Source organism: Shinella sp. WSD5-1 (assembly GCF_963942435.1).
In the GTDB taxonomy this organism is placed as follows: domain Bacteria; phylum Pseudomonadota; class Alphaproteobacteria; order Rhizobiales; family Rhizobiaceae; genus Shinella; species Shinella yambaruensis.
Genome location: NZ_OZ012596.1, coordinates 1,106,931 through 1,125,448, shown reverse-complemented (window position 1 = coordinate 1,125,448; position 18,518 = coordinate 1,106,931). Strand labels below are relative to the sequence as shown.

22 protein-coding genes and 2 tRNA genes are annotated in these 18,518 nt (G+C 66.9%); 20 read left to right on the top strand and 4 right to left on the bottom strand.

Features of this window, described 5'->3' with window-relative positions:
• Positions 1-14 precede the first annotated feature (14 nt).
• The 8 genes from AABQ55_RS05360 to AABQ55_RS05325 are packed head-to-tail and all read left to right on the top strand — an operon-like array spanning position 15 to position 8,026.
• Positions 15-476, top strand: a complete 462-nt coding sequence (locus tag AABQ55_RS05360) for a hypothetical protein (RefSeq protein ID WP_338341848.1) — start codon at positions 15-17, stop codon at positions 474-476.
• A gap of 34 nt (positions 477-510) precedes the next feature.
• Positions 511-900: a GNAT family N-acetyltransferase gene (locus AABQ55_RS05355; protein ID WP_338341847.1), complete on the top strand. Its 390-nt coding sequence runs from the start codon at positions 511-513 to the stop codon at positions 898-900.
• Positions 900-1,829 (top strand): hypothetical protein, encoded by a 930-nt coding sequence (locus AABQ55_RS05350; RefSeq protein WP_338341846.1) that lies wholly within the window; start codon positions 900-902, stop codon positions 1,827-1,829. Before AABQ55_RS05355 ends, AABQ55_RS05350 begins: the two co-directional genes overlap by 1 nt.
• Position 1,830: 1 nt before the next feature.
• The gene (locus AABQ55_RS05345; protein WP_338341845.1) at positions 1,831-2,586 is read left to right on the top strand and encodes a hypothetical protein; all 756 of its coding nucleotides are present in this window, start codon (positions 1,831-1,833) and stop codon (positions 2,584-2,586) included.
• A complete protein-coding gene (locus AABQ55_RS05340; RefSeq protein ID WP_338341844.1) occupies positions 2,586-4,049 on the top strand; it encodes a hypothetical protein in 1,464 nt (487 codons plus the stop codon). Before AABQ55_RS05345 ends, AABQ55_RS05340 begins: the two co-directional genes overlap by 1 nt.
• Positions 4,046-7,021 carry a hypothetical protein gene (locus AABQ55_RS05335; RefSeq protein WP_338341843.1) on the top strand — a complete coding sequence of 992 codons (2,976 nt, stop codon included), beginning with the start codon at positions 4,046-4,048 and terminating at the stop codon, positions 7,019-7,021. The genes AABQ55_RS05340 and AABQ55_RS05335 overlap by 4 nt, the downstream gene beginning before the upstream one ends.
• A complete protein-coding gene (locus tag AABQ55_RS05330; protein WP_338341842.1) occupies positions 7,021-7,782 on the top strand; it encodes a hypothetical protein in 762 nt (253 codons plus the stop codon). Before AABQ55_RS05335 ends, AABQ55_RS05330 begins: the two co-directional genes overlap by 1 nt.
• Positions 7,783-7,801: 19 nt before the next feature.
• Complete coding sequence (locus tag AABQ55_RS05325; RefSeq protein ID WP_338341841.1) at positions 7,802-8,026, top strand: hypothetical protein; 225 nt, start codon at positions 7,802-7,804, stop codon at positions 8,024-8,026.
• A 128-nt stretch (positions 8,027-8,154) separates the two neighbouring features.
• Here the strand turns inward: AABQ55_RS05325 and AABQ55_RS05320 are convergent.
• Positions 8,155-8,229: transfer RNA gene (locus AABQ55_RS05320), tRNA-Thr, on the bottom strand.
• A gap of 149 nt (positions 8,230-8,378) precedes the next feature.
• Between AABQ55_RS05320 and AABQ55_RS05315 the strand changes: the two genes are divergently transcribed.
• The 10 genes from AABQ55_RS05315 (at position 8,379) to AABQ55_RS05270 (ending at position 14,455) form a co-directional block, all read left to right on the top strand.
• Positions 8,379-8,579 (top strand): hypothetical protein, encoded by a 201-nt coding sequence (locus AABQ55_RS05315; protein WP_244767429.1) that lies wholly within the window; start codon positions 8,379-8,381, stop codon positions 8,577-8,579.
• Positions 8,580-8,747: 168 nt separating this feature from the next.
• Complete coding sequence (gene murA / locus AABQ55_RS05310; RefSeq protein ID WP_272804342.1) at positions 8,748-10,040, top strand: UDP-N-acetylglucosamine 1-carboxyvinyltransferase; 1,293 nt, start codon at positions 8,748-8,750, stop codon at positions 10,038-10,040.
• 159 nt (positions 10,041-10,199) lie between these two features.
• A complete protein-coding gene (locus tag AABQ55_RS05305) occupies positions 10,200-10,637 on the top strand; it encodes a DUF2948 family protein (RefSeq protein ID WP_272804341.1) in 438 nt (145 codons plus the stop codon).
• A 45-nt stretch (positions 10,638-10,682) separates the two neighbouring features.
• Positions 10,683-11,981 carry a histidinol dehydrogenase gene (gene hisD / locus AABQ55_RS05300; RefSeq protein WP_272804340.1) on the top strand — a complete coding sequence of 433 codons (1,299 nt, stop codon included), beginning with the start codon at positions 10,683-10,685 and terminating at the stop codon, positions 11,979-11,981.
• 3 nt (positions 11,982-11,984) lie between these two features.
• On the top strand, positions 11,985-12,461 hold the full coding sequence (locus AABQ55_RS05295) for a UPF0262 family protein (protein WP_133036693.1): 477 nt from the start codon (positions 11,985-11,987) through the stop codon (positions 12,459-12,461).
• A gap of 4 nt (positions 12,462-12,465) precedes the next feature.
• Positions 12,466-12,927: an arsenate-mycothiol transferase ArsC gene (locus AABQ55_RS05290; RefSeq protein ID WP_037405840.1), complete on the top strand. Its 462-nt coding sequence runs from the start codon at positions 12,466-12,468 to the stop codon at positions 12,925-12,927.
• A gap of 145 nt (positions 12,928-13,072) precedes the next feature.
• Entirely contained in the window at positions 13,073-13,291 is a 219-nt protein-coding gene (infA, locus tag AABQ55_RS05285; protein ID WP_004435948.1) for a translation initiation factor IF-1, read from the top strand.
• Positions 13,292-13,372: 81 nt separating this feature from the next.
• Complete coding sequence (locus tag AABQ55_RS05280) at positions 13,373-13,993, top strand: Maf-like protein (RefSeq protein WP_272804339.1); 621 nt, start codon at positions 13,373-13,375, stop codon at positions 13,991-13,993.
• A gap of 1 nt (position 13,994) precedes the next feature.
• Positions 13,995-14,204: a DNA gyrase inhibitor YacG gene (yacG, locus tag AABQ55_RS05275; RefSeq protein ID WP_244767424.1), complete on the top strand. Its 210-nt coding sequence runs from the start codon at positions 13,995-13,997 to the stop codon at positions 14,202-14,204.
• A 175-nt stretch (positions 14,205-14,379) separates the two neighbouring features.
• Positions 14,380-14,455 (top strand) — tRNA-Phe (locus tag AABQ55_RS05270).
• A 66-nt stretch (positions 14,456-14,521) separates the two neighbouring features.
• Here the strand turns inward: AABQ55_RS05270 and AABQ55_RS05265 are convergent.
• Positions 14,522-15,085, bottom strand: a complete 564-nt coding sequence (locus AABQ55_RS05265) for a dual specificity protein phosphatase family protein (protein ID WP_272804338.1) — start codon at positions 15,083-15,085, stop codon at positions 14,522-14,524.
• A gap of 209 nt (positions 15,086-15,294) precedes the next feature.
• On the opposite strand from AABQ55_RS05265, the gene AABQ55_RS05260 reads away from it, so the two are divergent.
• Positions 15,295-16,461, top strand: a complete 1,167-nt coding sequence (locus AABQ55_RS05260) for a pyridoxal phosphate-dependent aminotransferase (RefSeq protein WP_272804337.1) — start codon at positions 15,295-15,297, stop codon at positions 16,459-16,461.
• A gap of 6 nt (positions 16,462-16,467) precedes the next feature.
• On the opposite strand, the gene AABQ55_RS05255 is transcribed toward AABQ55_RS05260, so the two are convergent.
• A complete protein-coding gene (locus tag AABQ55_RS05255) occupies positions 16,468-16,995 on the bottom strand; it encodes an AAA family ATPase (RefSeq protein ID WP_272804336.1) in 528 nt (175 codons plus the stop codon).
• A 113-nt stretch (positions 16,996-17,108) separates the two neighbouring features.
• Here AABQ55_RS05255 and galE point away from each other — a divergent pair, with 113 nt between their 5' ends.
• Positions 17,109-18,101, top strand: a complete 993-nt coding sequence (gene galE / locus AABQ55_RS05250) for a UDP-glucose 4-epimerase GalE (RefSeq protein ID WP_272804335.1) — start codon at positions 17,109-17,111, stop codon at positions 18,099-18,101.
• 3 nt (positions 18,102-18,104) lie between these two features.
• On the opposite strand, the gene AABQ55_RS05245 is transcribed toward galE, so the two are convergent.
• The gene (locus tag AABQ55_RS05245) at positions 18,105-18,404 is read right to left on the bottom strand and encodes a chorismate mutase family protein (protein ID WP_272804334.1); all 300 of its coding nucleotides are present in this window, start codon (positions 18,402-18,404) and stop codon (positions 18,105-18,107) included.
• Between the last annotated feature and the right edge of the window lie 114 nt (positions 18,405-18,518).

Genomic DNA, 18,518 nt, shown 5'->3' with positions numbered 1-18,518 from the left:
CGACCCGCGAAGCGGTGCATTTCGTCGCGCTGAAGATGCGCGAGCGGGACTTTGCCGAATTCAGCGCGGTTTCCTACGCCAGCACGCGCGAGGAACTGGCCGATGTTATGGCCGAGCGCTACGGCAGCTTCGAGGGCTGCATCGTCGGCCATGCCGGCGAGAACCCGGCGTGCGTGGGTGCCACGGTCATGGCACGGCCCAACGTCGTGTCGCTGCTTTTCTTCGCGACGGACCAGTTCCCCGAGATCGCGCTGCCGGCGACGCGCTTCATCAAGCGTGAACTGTTCTCCCGGCTCAAAAAGACCGGCGTCCACAGGATAGAGGCCGTCTCCATGGTCGACCACAACGACGCGCATGCCTGGCTTCAGACGCTCGGGCTGGAGCGCGAAACGGAGCCGATGCGCGGCTACGGAAAGAACGGCGAGGCTTTCGTTCAATTTGCATGGGTGAGCGATGATAGTCCGATTGGCCCTTGAGGAAGACATTGACGAGGTCGTCGAGATGGCGCGCATGAACATCGAAGAGACGCGCCCGGAGAACGGTTTCGACGAGGTCGTATGTCGGGAGACCTACTATGGATATCTTGACCGGGCATCGCCGACGATCTTCGTCGCGGAGAAGGATCGGGCGCTCGTCGGCTTCCTGCTGGCGGAGATGAACAGCTATCGCGCATCCGCTGGACTTTTCACGACGCAGGAGGTACTTTTCGTGAAGCCCGCTCACCGCGGAACTCGGGCGGCCGCCATGCTGATGAAGCATCTTATTGCCTGGAGCCGGGGGCTCGGCGCGAAAGAGATCATCGGCGGAAACGACAACTCCTTCAATTCCGACAGGACAGCACGTTTTCTCGAACATTTCGGCTTCGAGCGTGTCGGAAATGCAATGAGGCGGGGTCTGTAATGGGCGGTGGCGGCAAGGGCGGTGGCGGTGAAGCCAAAAAGGCCCGCGAAGACGAGCAGAAGCGCCAGGAAGAGATCCGCAAGGGCACCGCCCGCATCAACGAGATTTTCGGCGGGCGCTCCTACGGCACGGGTGCCCTTTCGAGCGACATGGCGTTCGATCCGAACGGTACTTACTTCCTCGCCGACGGCACGAAGTGGAAGCCGCAAGCCGTCACCGAAGACACCTACGAACTGGGCAAGCTCAAGGATCTGGTGCCGGGCCGTGACGCGCCGCTGATCGACGACAAGCGCTCCTCGCTCTTCACGCCGAACGCCGACCGTTACGAAAAGGGCAAGCTGATCCCCGGCCAGAAAAAGACGGCCGAGGAACAGTATGCCGAGATGGTCGCCTCCGGAAAGCTGTTCTCCGGAACGAAGAAAAAGGGCGGCTTCACGGACGACTATTTCAAGGGCATCCGCCAGAAATATATCGACTACGCGAACCCGCAGCTTGAAGATCAGTATGGTGACGCGCAGAAGGAACTGACCTTCGCACTGGCGCGCGGCGGGCTGCTCGACAGTTCGGTTCGCGGCGAAAAGGCCGGCGAACTCCAACAGCTTTACGACCTCAACAAGCAGCAGGTCGCCGACCAGGCGCTGGCTTACGAAGGCGAGGCGCGCAATGCCGTCGAGGACGCCCGGTCGAACCTCATCGCCACGCTGAACGCCACGGGCGACGCGCAGGGGGCCGCCAATTCGGCCATCGCTCGCGCCTCGGCGCTGTCCAAGCCGGCGGCCTATAGCCCGCTCGCGCAGCTTTTCACGGACTTCACCGCCGGTCTTGGCACGCAGGCCGCACTGGAGCGCGCGAACTATTACGGCGGCGGGGAGAAGCCGCGATACACGACCGGGCTCTTCACGCCCAAGAACTCGACAGTGGTGAAGTGACATGTGCGACCCGATGACCATTGCAGGCGTAGCGCTCACCGCCGGTTCGACCGTCGCGAACTACGCCGCGCAGCAGAAAATCCAGCGCGCCCGCGACGACGCGATGGCAGCCGAGCGCATTCGGCAGCAGGGTCTCGACAAGGAGGCCGCCGCGCTGAACACGCAGTCGCAGGACCGCTATCAGGACTTCGAGGGCCAGCAGGACCAGAAGGCCGGGCAGCTGGCGGAATACTTCACAGGCCAGGACGTCGCCGAGCCGAGCGCCGAGGCAGCCTTGCCCACGACCTCGTCGAACATCACGGTCGCCGAGGAAGCGAAGCAGCGGGCCGGCGCGAAGGCGTTCACGGATCGCAGCGGTCAGGCGCTCGGCCAGCTGCGCTCCTTCGGCGATCTGATGGGCGGCCTCGGGCGGCTTCAGGCGCGCGATGCATCGCAGATCGGCCAGATCGGCGGCTTCAAGCGGGGATCGTCGGGCGTGCTCTCCTACGAACTGGACGAGGCCAGCCGGGCGGGTGACGGGCTGAAGATGTTCGGCGACATTCTCGGCGGCGTCGGCGGGATCGCCACCAGTTCCGGGCTTTCTGGCGGCGGGCTGTTCGGAGCCGGCGGAGGCGACCCGTGGAACGGGTTGCGTGCGTCCGCGCCGAGGGTGTCGACGTTGACGCCGGGCGGCAGCATGGCCGCCGGCCGCGCCCTCGATCGCGCCAGCGTTCCCGGCTATTCCGGAACCCTGTTCAACCTCTACGGGAGCCGATAATGGCCGGCATCCAGGCGAACCGCTACTACAACAACCCGCAGATCGGGCAGGCGTTCAGCAATCTGGCGCAGCTTTTCGGGCCGCCGAGCGCTTCCGACATGGTCGGCTACGCCACAGCGAAGGCCAAGAAAGAGGAGGCCGCGCGCCTCGCCGATCTGTTCAGCTATACCAACAGAGCAGATTTCGATCAGGCCGTTTTCGACCGGATGGGGCAGGCAACGGGCCAGTGGAACCCGTCGAACGGTTACTATGGCGTCGATACGGCCGCCGCCACGGCGCGCCGCGGGCAGGATATCGACGCGCGCACCGCGCTCGAACGGCAGCGCCTGGTGAACGAAGGCGAGCTTCAGAAGCTCTACGCCACGCCGATTACCGCCGCCGAGAACGCCACGGTCTACGTGCCGGGTGCAACGGCCGACGCTGCGGGCCTGCCGCGCGTGTTGCCGGGTCAGGTCTCCGCCGGTCAGGGCGAAACGATCTATCGCCCGGACGGCTCCGTGCTGAAGGGCGAAGCGAAGCCGCTGTCCGAAACGGAACTGAAGGCCACCATCCTTTCCGGCCTCCCGGCGAATGAGCAGCGTGCAGCCGCGTTGTCCGGCGTCGACGTCGAGAATGTCGTCGGCGCGGACGGCGTGCCGGAAATCGTCTTCCGTTCCGACGCAGCCGGACGGCAGCCGTTCTTCAACAAGGGCGCGGAGGCAAAGCCGTCGAACGCTGTCGCATTGATGCCCGACGGCAAGACGCGCGTGCCCGCCCTTCAGGACCAGAGCGGCGCGTGGGTCCATGCGCAGACCGGGCAGAAGTTGCCGGACGGCATCCAGATCTTCGATCTGCCGAAAGCGACGGGTTCGGCGGCTGATATCGGCCTCGGCCCGACCACCGCAAACCAGACATCGGCCAACAACCAGGAGGCGGAAGTCTCCCGCACGCTGAACCTGCTCGACGTCTATGAAAGCGCGCTCGATGCCAATCCCGGCGCGCTCGGCCTCGCCGGCCTGATCCGCGGCACGGCGCAGAACGCTGTCGCCACGGCGACCGATCTGACGCGCGCCTTCGGCGGCACCGCGCCGCAGGTTCAGGAATTCGCCGACGAGCTTCGCGACGGCTTGCAGGGCGTCGCGCCCGATCTGTTTGATCCGTCCATTCCTGAAATCGCGTTCCTTCAGGGCACGTTGGCCTATTCGCTGGCGCGCACGGAGAACCCGTCCGGCGAGGTCAGCCGGCAGGCTTACGAGCGTGCGCTGGAGCGCGTGAAGGGCGGCGGCATGCTGGCGAACACGCAGTCGGCAAAGGCCGCCGTTGCGGCGCTGCGAAAGGTCGTCAACTCGCAGCTGGAGGGCATTCGCACGCTGCGCGCGCCGGGCACCGGTCGCACCGACACGACCTTCCAAGGCGACGGCGTTTCCACGCCGACGACCGGAACGCGCATGAAGTTCGATGTCAACGGGAACCCCGTGCAATGATGGAAGCCGAGCTCTTCGACGGCACTGTTCTCGAATTTCCCGACGGGACCGACCCGGCGGTGATCCAGCGCGTCGTCAAGGAACAGACGCTGAAGCTGCGCGGCGGCACGCAACCAGAAGACCAGCGCGACCAGTCGGGCGTTCCGGGTGGCGTGGCGGTCGCGACACCGACGGCTGTCCAGCCTGTCGAAGATGACGGCTGGCTGTCGGCCATCATGTCCGGCCTTGACTACGCCGACGACACCGCGGCGATTGGCCTGACCGGTGCGCGCCAGGGCGCGTCCACGGTGCTTGGCCTGCCGGTCGACGCCGTGAACAACCTGCCGCGCATCGCGAACCTGATCCCCGGCGTCGACGGCGTCGGGCCGATCAGCGAAAAGCCGTTCCTCGGCTCGGAGTATATCGACGCCATCATGGGCGCGCCGACCGACCTGGCCGCTTCCGGCTACAACGCGGCGGCAGAGGCCGTCGGATCGGACAGCCGCGTCGCCGGCTCCGAAGGTCCGACCCCGCAGGATGCTTTCCAGCGCGGCGCGCACCGCATCGGACGCGAGGTCGGTGCGGCGGCCGTTCCCGTCGGCGGGGCGATGTTCGCCGCCGGCCGCATGGGCGTTGATGGCGCGCGGGCCATGGGCGGCCCGATCGGCAATTTCATCGAAAGCGCCGCCGTGAACCCGGCGGCATTTGCCGGCAAGGAAGCGACGATCGCGATCGGAGCCGGCACAGGCGCGGCCGCGGCAAACGAACTGGTCGATCCGTCGACCTCCGGCGGGCAATTGGCCGACCTCTTCGGCGCGCTGGCCGGCGCTGGCATCACGGGCGCGGCCGGCATGCTGGCGCGCGGCGGCCGGGACGTCCTGTCCGCGTTCTCGGGCAATCCGCACTATGCATCGCGCGTCGTCGGCGACAACGTGGCCGACACCCTGATCCGGAACTCCGACGTCATGAACCGACAGGTCGACCCGTCGAACCTGACCGCGCCGCTCGACACGCAGGCGCTCATCGATGCGATCCGGCAGCCCTCGCAGGCCGAGAAGCTGGTTCCCGGCTTCCGCGCCTCGACGGCCGACCACGCCGCCGACGCCGGCCTCGCTTCGCTCGAAGCGGCGCGCGCCCGAGCGAACCCCGGCCCGTACCGCCAGCGCGCCGACCAGAACGCCATCGCGGTCGAAGAGACGATTGCCGGCATGCGCCCGGACGAAACGCCGGCCGCGCTGCGCGACGCGCTGGCGATCGAGCGCGACCGCCGGATGAACGAAGCCATCATGGGCCGGCAGGACGCGGAATTGGCCGCCGCCGATGCCGTGCGCCGCGTCACGCCGGAGAGCACCGCCGCGCAGCGCGGCAATGTCGTCCGCACCGAACTGGAGACGGCACGCGACGCCGCCCGCCAGCGCACCGAGGACGCCTATCGCGAAGCGAACGTCGCGGGCTTGCAGGTCGACCCGGCTCCGCTCGCGCAGTCGCTGGACGAGGCCGTCGCGGGGCTGACGGAAGTCGAACGCGGCCTTATTCCGGAAGCGATGATCTCCCGCGTCCAGCGTCTCGGCCGCCCGGTCGAAGACGGTCCGCAGGCGACGGGCATCCTTGACGCATCCGGAAACCCGATCATGCGCGATCCGGCCGGCCCGGAGAACATCGCGCTCAAAGAGGCGACCGATCTGAAATCGGAGCTTCAGCGCCTCCAGCGCGCCGCCCTGGCCGATCCGCGCGCCGAGAAGGGCGGGCGCAACGCCGCTCGCGTGCTTGGCGACATGATCAAGACGGTCGACGACTATATCGGATCGAACCTGACGCCGGAACAGCAGGCCGCGCTCGACACGGCGCGCGGCGCGAAGTTCGACGAGGCGGAAGCCTTCACGCGCCAGGGCGATCCCGTCGCCACCGCGCTTGCCCGAAACGAGGGCGGCATGCCGAAGGTCCGCGACGACCGTGTCGCCGGCCTCTTCGTGGATCCGCAGAGCATGAACCGTCTCTTCGCGCAGGCCGACACGCCGGCAACGCGCCGCGCGATCCGCGACGAGGTGCTGTCGAAGGGCGACACGTCGAGCGCCGAGCGCCTGACCCGCTTCTCGCAGGACTACGCCGAGCAGCTTTCGCGCTTCCCCGGCCTCGCCGACGAGATCGCCGCGGCGGCCCGCGCCCGCACGGCAGAGGCCGGCGCACGGGAGAATGTCACGCGCATGGAACGCGATCTCGGCACGGACACGCAGCCGGGCCGCGGAACGGTCGGCCGCTACCTCCAGTTCAGCGACGCGAATGCCGAGCGCGCGATCAACGAGGTCATGGCCGCCAAGGATCCGGGCAAGGCCGCCGACGAGCTTCTGACCTTCGTCGGCGACGATGCGACGGCCGTGCAGGGCGCGCGGGCGGCGTTCTGGAAGAAGCTGGAGACAGACAGCCGCAGCAGGAACGAGAACGCCACGACGGAGAGCGGGATCGCGCCGTGGGTGCCGCGCAAGATGCTTGCCTTCCTCGACGACCCGGCGAAGCGCGCCGTCGCGGAACGGCTCTACAAGGACGATCCGCAGCACCTGGCCGATATCCGGACGCTCGCCAACGCGCTGCGCAGCGTCAACACGGGCGCGAAGGTCGGCAACGCGACGAACCCGTCCGGCACGGCCCTCATGATGAAGGGCCAGCCGCCGGTCACGCTCGCCGAAGTCGGTTCGAAGGGCTACCAGGCACAGACCGGCCGCGCCTCGTGGGCCTATATCGGCACCTATCTCGCCGGCAAGCTCGCTCGCGGCTACGTCGGCCGGCAGCGGGCCAAGGCGTTCGAACTGCTGCTGGACAAGGCGCTGACGGACAAGGACGTTGCGGCCTCCCTGCTCATGGAGAACAACCCGGCGAACCGGGCGGCGCTGGCGCGCAAGGCCAAGGGCTGGCTTGGCAACGAGGCGGCTACCTTCGTCGATCTCATGAGCGAGGATGACGACGAGACGAACCGCGCGATCATGGAGGACCGCTGATGGCGAACGAATGGCTCCGCTACGCCAATCAAGGTGCGACGCGCAACCAGCCCCTGAACGCCGATCTCGTCGCCGCTCTGAGCCGGTTCGCGCCGCAGATGGGCCTGACCGTGGAAGTCTTCTCCGGCGGCCAGCCGGGCAAGGGCAGCGGCCTGGCGCGCGTCGGCTCGGTGCGCCACGATCACGGCGGCGCAGCGGACGTATTTTTCCACAAGGACGGCCGTCGACTGGATTGGGCCAACGCCGCGGACCTTCCGATCTTTCAGGATATCGTCCGTCAGGGGCGCTCGGCCGGCCTGACTGGCTTCGGAGCCGGCCTCGGCTACATGCAGCCGGGCTCCATGCATATCGGCTTCGGCAGCCCCGGCGTATGGGGCGCAGGCGGCAAGGGCGGCAACGCGCCCGGATGGTTGCAGGAAGCCTTCAATGGCGCGGTGGCCGGCGGCGCGCAGCCCACAATCGCGAACATGCAGAAGGGCGCGTTCGATCCTGTCGGCGAGGTCATGGCGGCCGCTACGAAGCCCGCCTCCGGCACCTCGCTCGCGTCGTTCTACGGTGCGCCTGGCGCGACGACCAGCATGGCGAACCCCGATCCACTGGCGGCCGCCGGCACGCAGCAGCCGGCATTCGGCTCGCTCGCCCTCCTCTTCGCGCAGCAACAGGCTGCGCAACAGCAGCGCCGCGCCGACGAGCGCGCCGCGGAAGAAGCGCGCCGGGCCGCGCTGTTCGCCCCGGACAGTCTCGCAAACCTCTTCGGATAACCACAAAGGAGAATGGAGCATGCCAGTCTATCGCAAAGGACAGCCCTCGCGGCACCTCGGGAACTTCACCGTCGCGGCCCTGCCAACGACGGCGACGCTGAAGACGCTGGAGGTCGGGGATACGGCCTTCGCCACGAATGCGCTCAAGGCGAGCGAGACGGGCGGTAACGGGACGGGCAACCTCGTCTTCTACGACGGCACGAACTGGATCCGCTCGGATACCGGCGCGACGGCCGCTGCCTGATCGAGACCGGGGCGCATAGCCCCGGTTTTTCTTAGAGTGCCCAAAAAAGTGCCCAAATGCGTGTCTGTTGGCTAGTTGGCCGGGTGTCGGCTAAACCGTGAAACGCCCGAGAAACCAAGGAAAAGTGATGGTGCTGCTAGAGAGATTTGAACTCTCGGCCTCTCCCTTACCAAGGGAGTGCTCTACCCCTGAGCTATAGCAGCATCCGGCGAAACGAAGGTCTGTTCCGCGTGAGCGAGGGCCTATTGCCATAGGTCATCCGGCAGTGCAAGCGGCGATTTTGCGATTGTTGCAACAATTCTGGTGATGGCAGTGCTTTTTTGCCGGGATGGATTTCGATAAAAGGACGGGCATGAGCGGCAAGGACGAGACGAAGAGCGGGAAGATCAGGACCGAAGCGGAGATTCGTGCGGAGCGGCTGGCCAAGACGCTGCGCGACAATCTCCAGCGGCGAAAACAGCAGGCGCGCGCCCGCCGGGCCGGCGCGGCGGATGAAACGACCGGACTTCCGGGGGGACGTCCTGCCGCAAAAAAAGACGAATCGGACGGTTAGTCGGGCATGTCTTCACCCGAAGACGACGGGGGTGGTTTTCCAACCGGCGCGCGCAAAAGAGCGGGCGGCCGGCACGGTCTTCATTTTTCGATCGCGATGCTCTAAAGAGGCCGCCATCTCCGAAAGCCGAAATTCTTTGAGAAAGGCGGGCCCGGCCCGTAATCGCACATGGATCGTATCCGAATTGTAGGCGGCAACGAACTTAAGGGCACCATCCCGATTTCCGGCGCCAAGAATGCCGCGCTGCCGCTGATGATTGCCTCGCTCCTCACCGACGACACGCTGACGCTGGAAAACGTGCCGCACCTCGCCGACGTCGAGCAGCTCATCCGCATCCTCGGCAACCACGGCGCCGACATTTCCGTCAACGGCCGCCGCGAGCGCCAGGGCGAGGGCTATTCTCGCACGATCCATTTCACCTCGCGCAACATCGTCGACACGACAGCGCCCTACGAGCTCGTCTCGAAGATGCGCGCCTCCTTCTGGGTTATCGGCCCGCTGCTCGCCCGCGAAGGCAAGGCCCGCGTCTCGCTGCCGGGCGGCTGCGCCATCGGCACGCGCCCGGTCGACCTCTTCATCGAGGCGCTGGCCGCGCTCGGCGCGAAGATCGAGATCGACGGCGGCTATATCGAGGCGACGGCGCCTCAAGGCGGCCTCATCGGTGCACGCTACACCTTCCCGAAGGTCTCCGTCGGCGCGACGCATGTCCTGATGATGGCCGCGACGCTCGCCAAGGGCACGACGGTCATCGGCAACGCCGCCCGCGAGCCGGAGGTGCAGGACCTCGCCAAGTGCCTCAACGCCATGGGTGCGAAGATCTCTGGTGCCGGCACCGCGACGATCACCGTCGAGGGCGTCACCCAGCTTTCCGGCGCGCGCCACCGCGTGTTGCCCGATCGCATCGAGACCGGCACCTATGCCATGGCCGTCGCCATGACGGGCGGCGACGTGACGCTCGAAGGCACCGATGCCGCATTGCTCGACACCGCGCTCGAAGCGATCCGCCGGTCCGGCGCCGAGATCACCGCGACGGAAAGCGGCATCCGCATCGTGCGCAATGGCGGCGGCATCAAGCCGGTCGACGTCGTCACCGACCCCTTCCCGGGCTTCCCGACCGACCTGCAGGCGCAGTTCATGGGTCTGATGACCAAGTCGAGCGGCATTTCGCACATCACCGAGACGATCTTCGAGAACCGCTTCATGCATGTGCAGGAGCTGGCCCGCCTCGGCGCGAAGATCTCGCTCTCCGGCCAGACGGCCAAGATCGAAGGCGTCGAGCGGCTGCGCGGCGCCCCGGTCATGGCGACGGACCTGCGCGCCTCGGTCTCGCTCGTCATCGCCGGCCTTGCCGCCGAAGGCGAGACCATGGTCTCGCGCGTCTACCACCTCGACCGCGGCTTCGAGCGGCTCGAGGAGAAGCTGACCCGCTGCGGCGCCGTCGTCGAACGCGTCAGCGACTGATCTTCCCTGCGCGGCGGGCGTTGCAGTCTGCCGCGCGCCGTCCTATCTCGTGGAAAAGACCGGATGCCGCAAACCGCGGTGTCCCCAAGTATTTTCCCGCAATGCCGCTTGCGAGGGCGCTTCCCGCTCCCTTGCCGGCTTGCCCCCGAAGGACGCACCATGGACAGCCTGAAACTGCTCGCCCTCGACACGGAAGACCTCTCCGTCGTTTCCGCCCACCTGCAGGACGCCGTCTTCAAGACCGACGGCCTTTCCTATGACCCCCGCCACGGTGTCTTTTCCGTCGTCGTCAACCGCTTCGTCTGGGAAAAGGCGGTCGGCCGCGGCAAGGCCTTCGAGCGCCGCCGCGCCGTCGTCGCCTTCAAGCGCGTCAATGCCGTCCGCTCGCTCGGCATCGACCGCAAGGACCAGGACGCCGTCTTCTCCCTGCTCGCCGTGAATTTCTCCCGGAAGGGCGAAGGCCCGGACGGCACGCTGGAACTCGTGCTCTCCGGCAGCGCCTCCATCGCGCTCGATGTGGAATGCGTCGAAGTTCAGCTTGCAGATACCGGCGGGGCATGGGAAACCAGCTTGAAGCCCCGCCATCCGGCGGTTTGAAGGATTTTGCCGGCGCTTTGGCCGGAAGACGACAGGACGGACGACTTGGCGATCAGACTTGACTACCAGAGCAGTGATTTCGAAAGCCGGTTCGCTGCCTTCCTGACCACCAAGCGCGAGGTCTCCGAAGACGTCAATGCCGTCGTACGCGCGATCATCGACGATGTGCGCGCCCGCGGCGACGCGGCGCTGGCCGACTATTCGAGGAAATTCGACGGCCTCGATTTTGCCATCACCTCCATGCGCGTCTCGCTGGAGGAGATCGAGGCGGCCTATGACGCGGTCGATCCGAAGATCATCGCCGCACTAGAACTGGCCGCCCAGCGCATCGAAAAGCACCATGCCCGCCAGCGGCCGAAAGATGACATCTACGAGGACGACATCGGCGTCGGCCTCGGCTCGCGCTGGACGGCGATCGACGCCGTCGGCCTCTACGTGCCGGGCGGCACCGCGAGCTATCCGAGCTCCGTGCTGATGAACGCCGTGCCGGCCAAGGTCGCCGGCGTGCCGCGCCTCGTCATGGTCGTGCCGGCGAAGGACGGCGAGATCAACCCGGCCGTGCTGGCCGCCGCGCGCATCGCCGGCGTCGACGAGATCTACCGCATCGGCGGCGCGCAGGCCGTCGCGGCCCTCGCCTACGGTACGCAGACGATCGCGCCCGTGGCCAAGATCACCGGCCCCGGCAATGCCTTCGTCGCCGCCGCCAAGCGCCAAGTCTTCGGCACGGTCGGCATCGACATGATCGCCGGTCCCTCCGAAGTGCTCGTCATCGCCGACGCCGACAACGACCCGGACTGGCTCGCCGCCGACCTTCTCGCCCAGGCCGAGCACGATGTCGGCGCCCAGTCTATCCTCGTCACCGACAGCTTGGTGCTCGCCGATGCCGTCGAGGCCGCCGTCGAACGGCAGCTGAAGACGCTGGAGCGCGCGGAGACCGCCGCCGCCAGCTGGCGCGATTTCGGCGCCATCATCCTCGTGCCCGACCTTGCGAAGGCCGTGCCGCTCGCCAACCGCATCGCCGCCGAGCACCTGGAGATCGCCACCGCCGATCCCGACGCGCTGATGCCGAAGATCCGCAATGCCGGCGCCATCTTCGTCGGCCGCCACACGCCCGAGGTCATCGGCGACTATGTCGGCGGCTCGAACCATGTGCTGCCGACCGCGCGCTCCGCCCGCTTCTCCTCCGGCCTTTCGGTGCTCGACTACATGAAGCGCACCTCGATCCTCCGGCTCGGCGCCGGCCAGCTCCGCGCCCTCGGCCCCGCGGCCATCACGCTTGCCGAGGCCGAAGGGCTCGGCGCGCATGCCCGTTCCGTCGCCATCCGGCTCAACCTGGAGACATAGGGCATGGGCAAGAAGGGCAGCTTCCGCCTCTGCGACGTGGTGCTGGACGACACGATCGGCCGCGCCACGCCGGATGTGGAGCACGAGCGTGCCGTTGCCATCTTCGACCTCATCGAGGAGAACTCGTTCGAGCCGATCGGCCATGCCGGCGGCCCCTACCGCCTCAACCTCTCGCTGCTCGATAGCAAGCTCGTCTTCGCCATCCGCACCGAGGCGGGCGAGGAAGTGGCCACCCATATCCTCTCGCTGACGCCCTTCCGGCGTATCGTGAAGGACTATTTCATGATCTGCGAGAGCTACTACCAGGCGATCCGCTCGGCAACGCCCAGCCAGATCGAGGCGATCGACATGGGCCGGCGCGGCATCCACAACGAGGGCTCGCAGACGCTGATGGACCGGCTCTCGGGGAAGATCCGCTTCGACTTCGACACGGCCCGCCGGCTTTTCACGCTCGTCTGCGTTCTCTACTGGCGCGGGTGAGCGGATGGAGGGCGTCTTCCCGGCACCACAGGAAGCCCGGTCGCGAACGCCCCGTTCGATTCTCTTCATGTGCCGCATGAATGCGGTGCGCTCGCCGATGGCCGAGACGATCGCCCGCAGCGTGCTGCCCGGCACCTATGTCGCCTCCGCCGGCGTGCGCCCCGGCGAGCGCGACCCCTTCGTCGATGCCGTGCTCGGCGAAGTGGGCCTGTCGCTCGGCCGCCATGCGCCCCATTCGCTCGACGAGCTGGAGGACGATTACTTCGACCTCATCGTGACGCTCGCTCCGGAAGCGCATCATGCCGCGCTTGAGCTCACCCGTTCGATGGCCGTAGACGTCATGTACTGGCCGACGCCCGATCCGACGGTGGCGACCGGCACGCGCGAGCAGATTCTCAGCTCCTACCGCGAGGTTCGCGAATTCCTGAAGATGCTGATAGAGAAGCGTTTGAAGGCCCCCGGCTAGGCGCATGGCAGCCCTGTTTCCGGCAAATGCAGAAAGCCGGCGCTTCGGTGTTCACAAAGCACCGGGGATTGTGTAGTTTCCGGCAACTTTTTCGAGGCGGGCATCCGGCCTCCCCGAATCCACCCTACAGGAATATCGCTCAAAGATGGCAAAAGAAGAAGTCCTCGAATTTCCCGGCGTCGTGACGGAACTGCTCCCGAACGCAACCTTCCGCGTCAAGCTCGAAAACGAGCACGAGATCATCGCGCACACCGCAGGCCGCATGCGCAAGAACCGCATCCGCGTTCTCGCCGGCGACAAGGTGCTGGTCGAGATGACGCCCTACGACCTCACCAAGGGTCGCATCACCTACCGTTTCAAGTAAGCTCCTCCCAGCGGGACCTGCGGCCGCGCCCTTGTCCGGCCCGCGGCCCGAGAGCTGAAACCGGCGCACCCCGGAGACCTCATGGCGCAGACCGACACGCTCATCCTGGCATCCGGCTCGCCGCGCCGCGTCGAACTGCTCGCGCAGGCGGGCATTACGCCCGCGCGCCTGATGCCCATGGATATCGACGAGACGCCGAAGCGTTCCGAGCATCCCCGCTCGCTGGCGCGCCGGCTCTCCACGGGAAAGGCACAGGCGGCGCTCGCCGCCATCAAGGGGGACCCGGCCTTTGCCGGAAGCTATATCCTGGCCGCCGACACGGTCGTCTCGGTCGGCCGGCGCATCCTGCCGAAGACGGAGATGATCGACGAGGCCTCCAGCGCCCTGCACCTGCTCTCCGGCCGCAGCCACCGCGTCTTCACCGGCGTCTGCCTCATCACGCCGGACCGCACGGCGCGCCAGAAGGTCATCGACACGAAGGTCCGCTTCAAGCGGCTCTCGACCACCGACATCGAAGCCTATCTCTCCTCCGGCCAGTGGCGCGGCAAGGCGGGCGGCTATGCCATCCAGGGCATTGCCGGCAGCTTCGTCGTCAAGCTGGTCGGCTCCTACACCAATGTGGTCGGCCTGCCGCTCTATGAAACCCTCGCCCTGCTTTCCGGCGAAGGCTTCGACGTGCATGCCGGCTGGACGGATGCCTGACATGACGAACGAAAGCGAAAAGCCGGCGGCCACCGTCGCCCCGCTGCGCAAGGCCGTGCCCTGCCCGATCTGCAAGCGCCCTTCGGCGCGCGAGCACTATCCCTTCTGCTCGAACCGCTGCCGCGACGTCGATCTCAACCGCTGGCTCTCCGGCTCCTATGCCATCCCCGTCGCCGACGACGAGGCGAAAGCCGACGAGGACGATATGTGACGCCCCCTGTCACGTGGCGAAAACACAATCTTTTCCGCCACTTGCAAAGTCAGCCAATTTTCCCGCAAAAAACGCCCGGGAGGGCTGGACACATTTTCGCAAGATGCTATAACCCCGCTCGCTTCCGGGGCGAAACCAAGCGCCCCACGGATTTCCAGGCGAAATCCAACCGGATGCCCGGATAGCTCAGTTGGTAGAGCAGCGGATTGAAAATCCGCGTGTCGGTGGTTCAAATCCGCCTCCGGGCACCATTAATCTCCTGAAATGATTAGGGTATCGAGAAGAGTACGCGGTTTACGTGTGCTTAGACACACGCTCTATCCGGCTGAGCGCGCCGCTTCTTCCAGCTCCTCCCAGCTTTCATCCATGGCGTAGGTCGGGGAGAGGAAGGGGATGCCGATGTGGCCGTAGCGGATGGAGAGCTGGCGTTCGGCGGTTTCCTCGTCGACGCGGGCGATGCGGGCGAGGTAGATGACGGAGGCGAGGCCCGTGCGGTCGGCGCCGGACCGGCAGTGGATGAGGATCGGGCGGGGCGCGTCCCTGAGGAGGGCGGCGAGCTCGTCCGCCGCCTTGGGGTCGAGCCGCTGGTCGGCCTGCATGGGGAAATCGATGAGGGTGAGGCCGAGGCTCCTGGCCGCGGCGACCTCGTTCCTGTACCAGGCCGCCTGCTCGTTCCGCCCCCTCAGATTGACGATTGTGCGGATCCGGTAGCGTGCGGCATAGGCTGCGATCTCGCTCGGCGTGGGCTGGTTCGAGCGATAGACCTCGCCGGGTACCACGGCGGCGAAGTTGCCGGTCAGCTGGATCGCCACAAGATAGATGCCGAGCGCCATGCCCGCCGCGCCACAGGCGAGCGCAACCCATTTCAAGAACCGCTTCATGCTTGCCTTCCCTGCCAGTCGTGGCGGCAGGATCGGGCGTGCGCCTGACAGGAGCCTGAACGCCAGCGGCAAGGACAACATCCCGCGCTTCCATCACCGATTTCGATGGGTCTGTCAGCGAAACTGGCGTGAATGACGGGACGAAACCGGTTAGGTCTTGGGCCGCGTCATCATCGATGCGCGGTCCAATCCTGCCGGAGTGATGTTCCATGTCCTTCATCGAAAGCCTCAGCCCGCGCTCGCTCCGCGCCCCGGAAAGCGGGATCGTCGAAGTGGTCAACTATGCGCGCGGGCGCGAAGGGCTGATCCCGCTCTGGGTCGGCGAAGGGGACCTGCCGACGCCGGATTTCATTGCCCGGCCCGCGGCCGACGCGCTGCTGCGCGGCGAGACCTTCTATACCTGGCAGCGCGGCATTCCCGAGTTGCGCGCCGCCCTTTCGCGCTACTATGCCCGCCGTTTCGGCGCGGCGCTTCCCGACGAGCATTTCTATGTCGTCGGCTCCGGCATGCAGGCGATCAAGCTGGCGATCGAGGCGCTCATCTCGCCGGGCGACGACATGGTCTATCTGACGCCGGCCTGGCCGAACTTCGCGGCGGCAGCCGAGCTTTCGGGCGCCAACCCCGTCGCCATGCCGCTCGTCTTTGCCGGCGGGCGCTGGCAGGTCGACCTTGACCGCGTGGAAGCGGCGATTACGCCGAAGACCCGCGTGCTCTTCGTCAACACGCCCTCCAACCCGACGGGCTGGACGGCGACGCGTAAGGACCTTGCCAATCTGCTCGCCATCGCACGGCGCCATGGCCTCTGGATCATGGCCGACGAGATCTATGCGCTCTACCACTATGCCGGCGGGCGGGCGTCCTCGTTCCTCGACGTGATGGAGGAAGGCGACAAGGTCGTCTTCGTCAATTCCTTCTCGAAGAACTGGTCGATGACCGGCTGGCGCGTCGGCTGGATCGTCGCGCCGCCGGAAATCGGCCAGGTGCTGGAGAACCTCATCCAGTATTCTACCTCGGGCGTGCCACAGTTCCTGCAGCAGGGCGCCATCGTGGCGCTCGACGAGGGCGATGCCTTCGTGCAGGCGAATATCGACAAGGCCACGACGAACCGTGATGTCTTCTGCGACGCGCTGATCGCCACCAACCGCGTCGAGACGCTGAAGCCGGACGGGGCGCTTTACGCCTTCCTGAAGATCGACGGCGTGACGGATTCGCGCCTCGCCGCGCTCGACATCGTCGACCGCACCAATGTCGGCCTTGCGCCGGGAACGGCCTTCGGGCCGGGCGGCGAGCTCTTCATGCGCGCCTGTTTCCTGCGCGACCCCGGGCAGGTCGCGGAGGCGGCCGACCGGCTTGCCCGCTACATCGCGGCGCGCTGAGGGCGATCAAAGGCGGCCGAGCACGAAATCGGCACGCGCGGCAACCGGCATTTTCGGCACGACCACCACCTCGTAACCGAGCGCGGGATAGGTCTCTTCCAACCGCTCATATTCGGCGAGCGCGGCCGCAAGATCATGCCGGCGTTCCGGATCTGCGGCATAGATCTCCGGCCAGGGCGGCGTGACGAAGACCTGCCTGTTGTAGCGGTGTGCCGCGGCCAACCCCGGCAGCACCGGCTCCCCGCCCTCGGCATCGAGGGCGGAAGCGGCGTCGATCAGGCCGCGGTCGAAGAAGACGAGGCCGGGATGCTGCTGCATCGCCGCCCGGTCGGCGAGCGCCATCGCGATGGCGCGCCGGGCGAAGGCGGCAAGGTCCAGCCAGGGCAAGGCGGTGCCGCCGCTCGCCAGCTCCGCCTGCACGATACGCCGGCCGGGCTCCTCGACAACGGCGTGGCCGCGCCGCCGGAGCTCTTCCAGCAGGGTGGATTTTCCGCCGCCGGAGCAGCCGGAGAGCACGATGAAACGATCGGACATGACGGTCTTCCTTCTGTTCGGCGGGAGGGGCCCGCAAATGCGCCGCAATTGCGGTTGCGTGTTGCCGGCCGGCAGGGTGATATGCCGGCAATTCAGTCGATTCGGGGAATGACATGGCGGTTCTGGTTACGGGCGGCGCGGGTTACATCGGCAGCCACATGGTCTGGGCGCTCATCGATGCGGGCGAGGAGGTCGTGGTGCTCGACCGGCTCTCGACCGGCTTCCGCTGGGCCGTGGCGCCCGAGGCGCGCTTCTACGAGGGCGACCTTGCCGATGCGGCGCTACTGGCGCAGATCTTCACCGAAAACAGCATCGACGCGATCATCCATTTCGCCGGGTCGATCATCGTGCCGGAATCGGTCGCCGATCCCCTCTCCTATTACGACAACAACACGGTCAAGTCACGGGCGCTGATCGCCGCGGCCGTCGCGGCGAAGATCCCGCATTTCGTCTTCTCCTCGACCGCCGCCGTCTACGGCACGCCCGACGGCACGGAACCGGTGCTGGAAAGCGCGGCGCTGCGGCCGGAATCGCCCTACGGCTCCTCCAAGCTGATGACCGAGATCATGCTGCGCGACACCGCCGCCGCGTATGACTTCACCTATACGGCGCTGCGCTACTTCAACGTCGCCGGCGCCGATCCGCGCGGGCGCACCGGCCAGTCGACGGCAGGCGCCACGCATCTCATCAAGGTGGCGAGCGAGGCGGCGCTCGGCAAGCGCGCCGGCATGGATGTCTTCGGCACCGACTATCCGACGCCGGACGGCACCTGCGTGCGCGACTATATCCACGTCACCGACCTTGCCAATGCGCATCTGAAGGCGCTGCAGCGCATGCGGGCGGGCGGCGGCTCGATCGTCGCCAATTGCGGCTATGGGCGCGGCTTCTCCGTGCTGGAGGTGCTGGAGCAGGTGAAGGCCGTCTCCGGCAAGGACTTCCCCGTGCGCTTTGCCGGGCGCCGGCCGGGCGATGCGGTGCTGATCGTCGCCAACCCCTCCGTCGCGATGCGGGAACTCGACTGGAAGCCGCAGCATGACGACCTCGGCTTCATCGTGCGTACAGCGCTCGACTGGGAGGAGCACCTCGGCAAGCGCAACCAGATCTGACGCCTATTCTTCGCCGAGCAGCGCCTTTTCGTGGGCGATGGCACGGGCGATAAGCTCTGCCCAGATTCCCTCGTAGAAGGCACCGTCGAGGCCGAGGGCCTCGGCATTGCGGTGCGCATTGTCGCGCACTTCCCGGACGCGCTCCGGCACGTCGGCGGGAATGCCAAGGCCCGCCTTGATCTCGGCCGCCCGGCCGATGAAGCTCCAGCGCTCGGCGAAGAGCGCCATCAGCGCCCGGTCGACCCGGTCGATGTTTTCCCGGATTTCCGCCATCGTCGTGCAGTCTGCGGCCGTCTTCGCCATTGCGGTCTCCCTTGTCGGGACCCCGATAGCAGAGGAATGTTTTGGGGGAAAGCCGCGAACGTCTCCTGAGACGCAAGGCCACATGCAGGCCCGGGGGTTAAGCGGAAGGAGGGT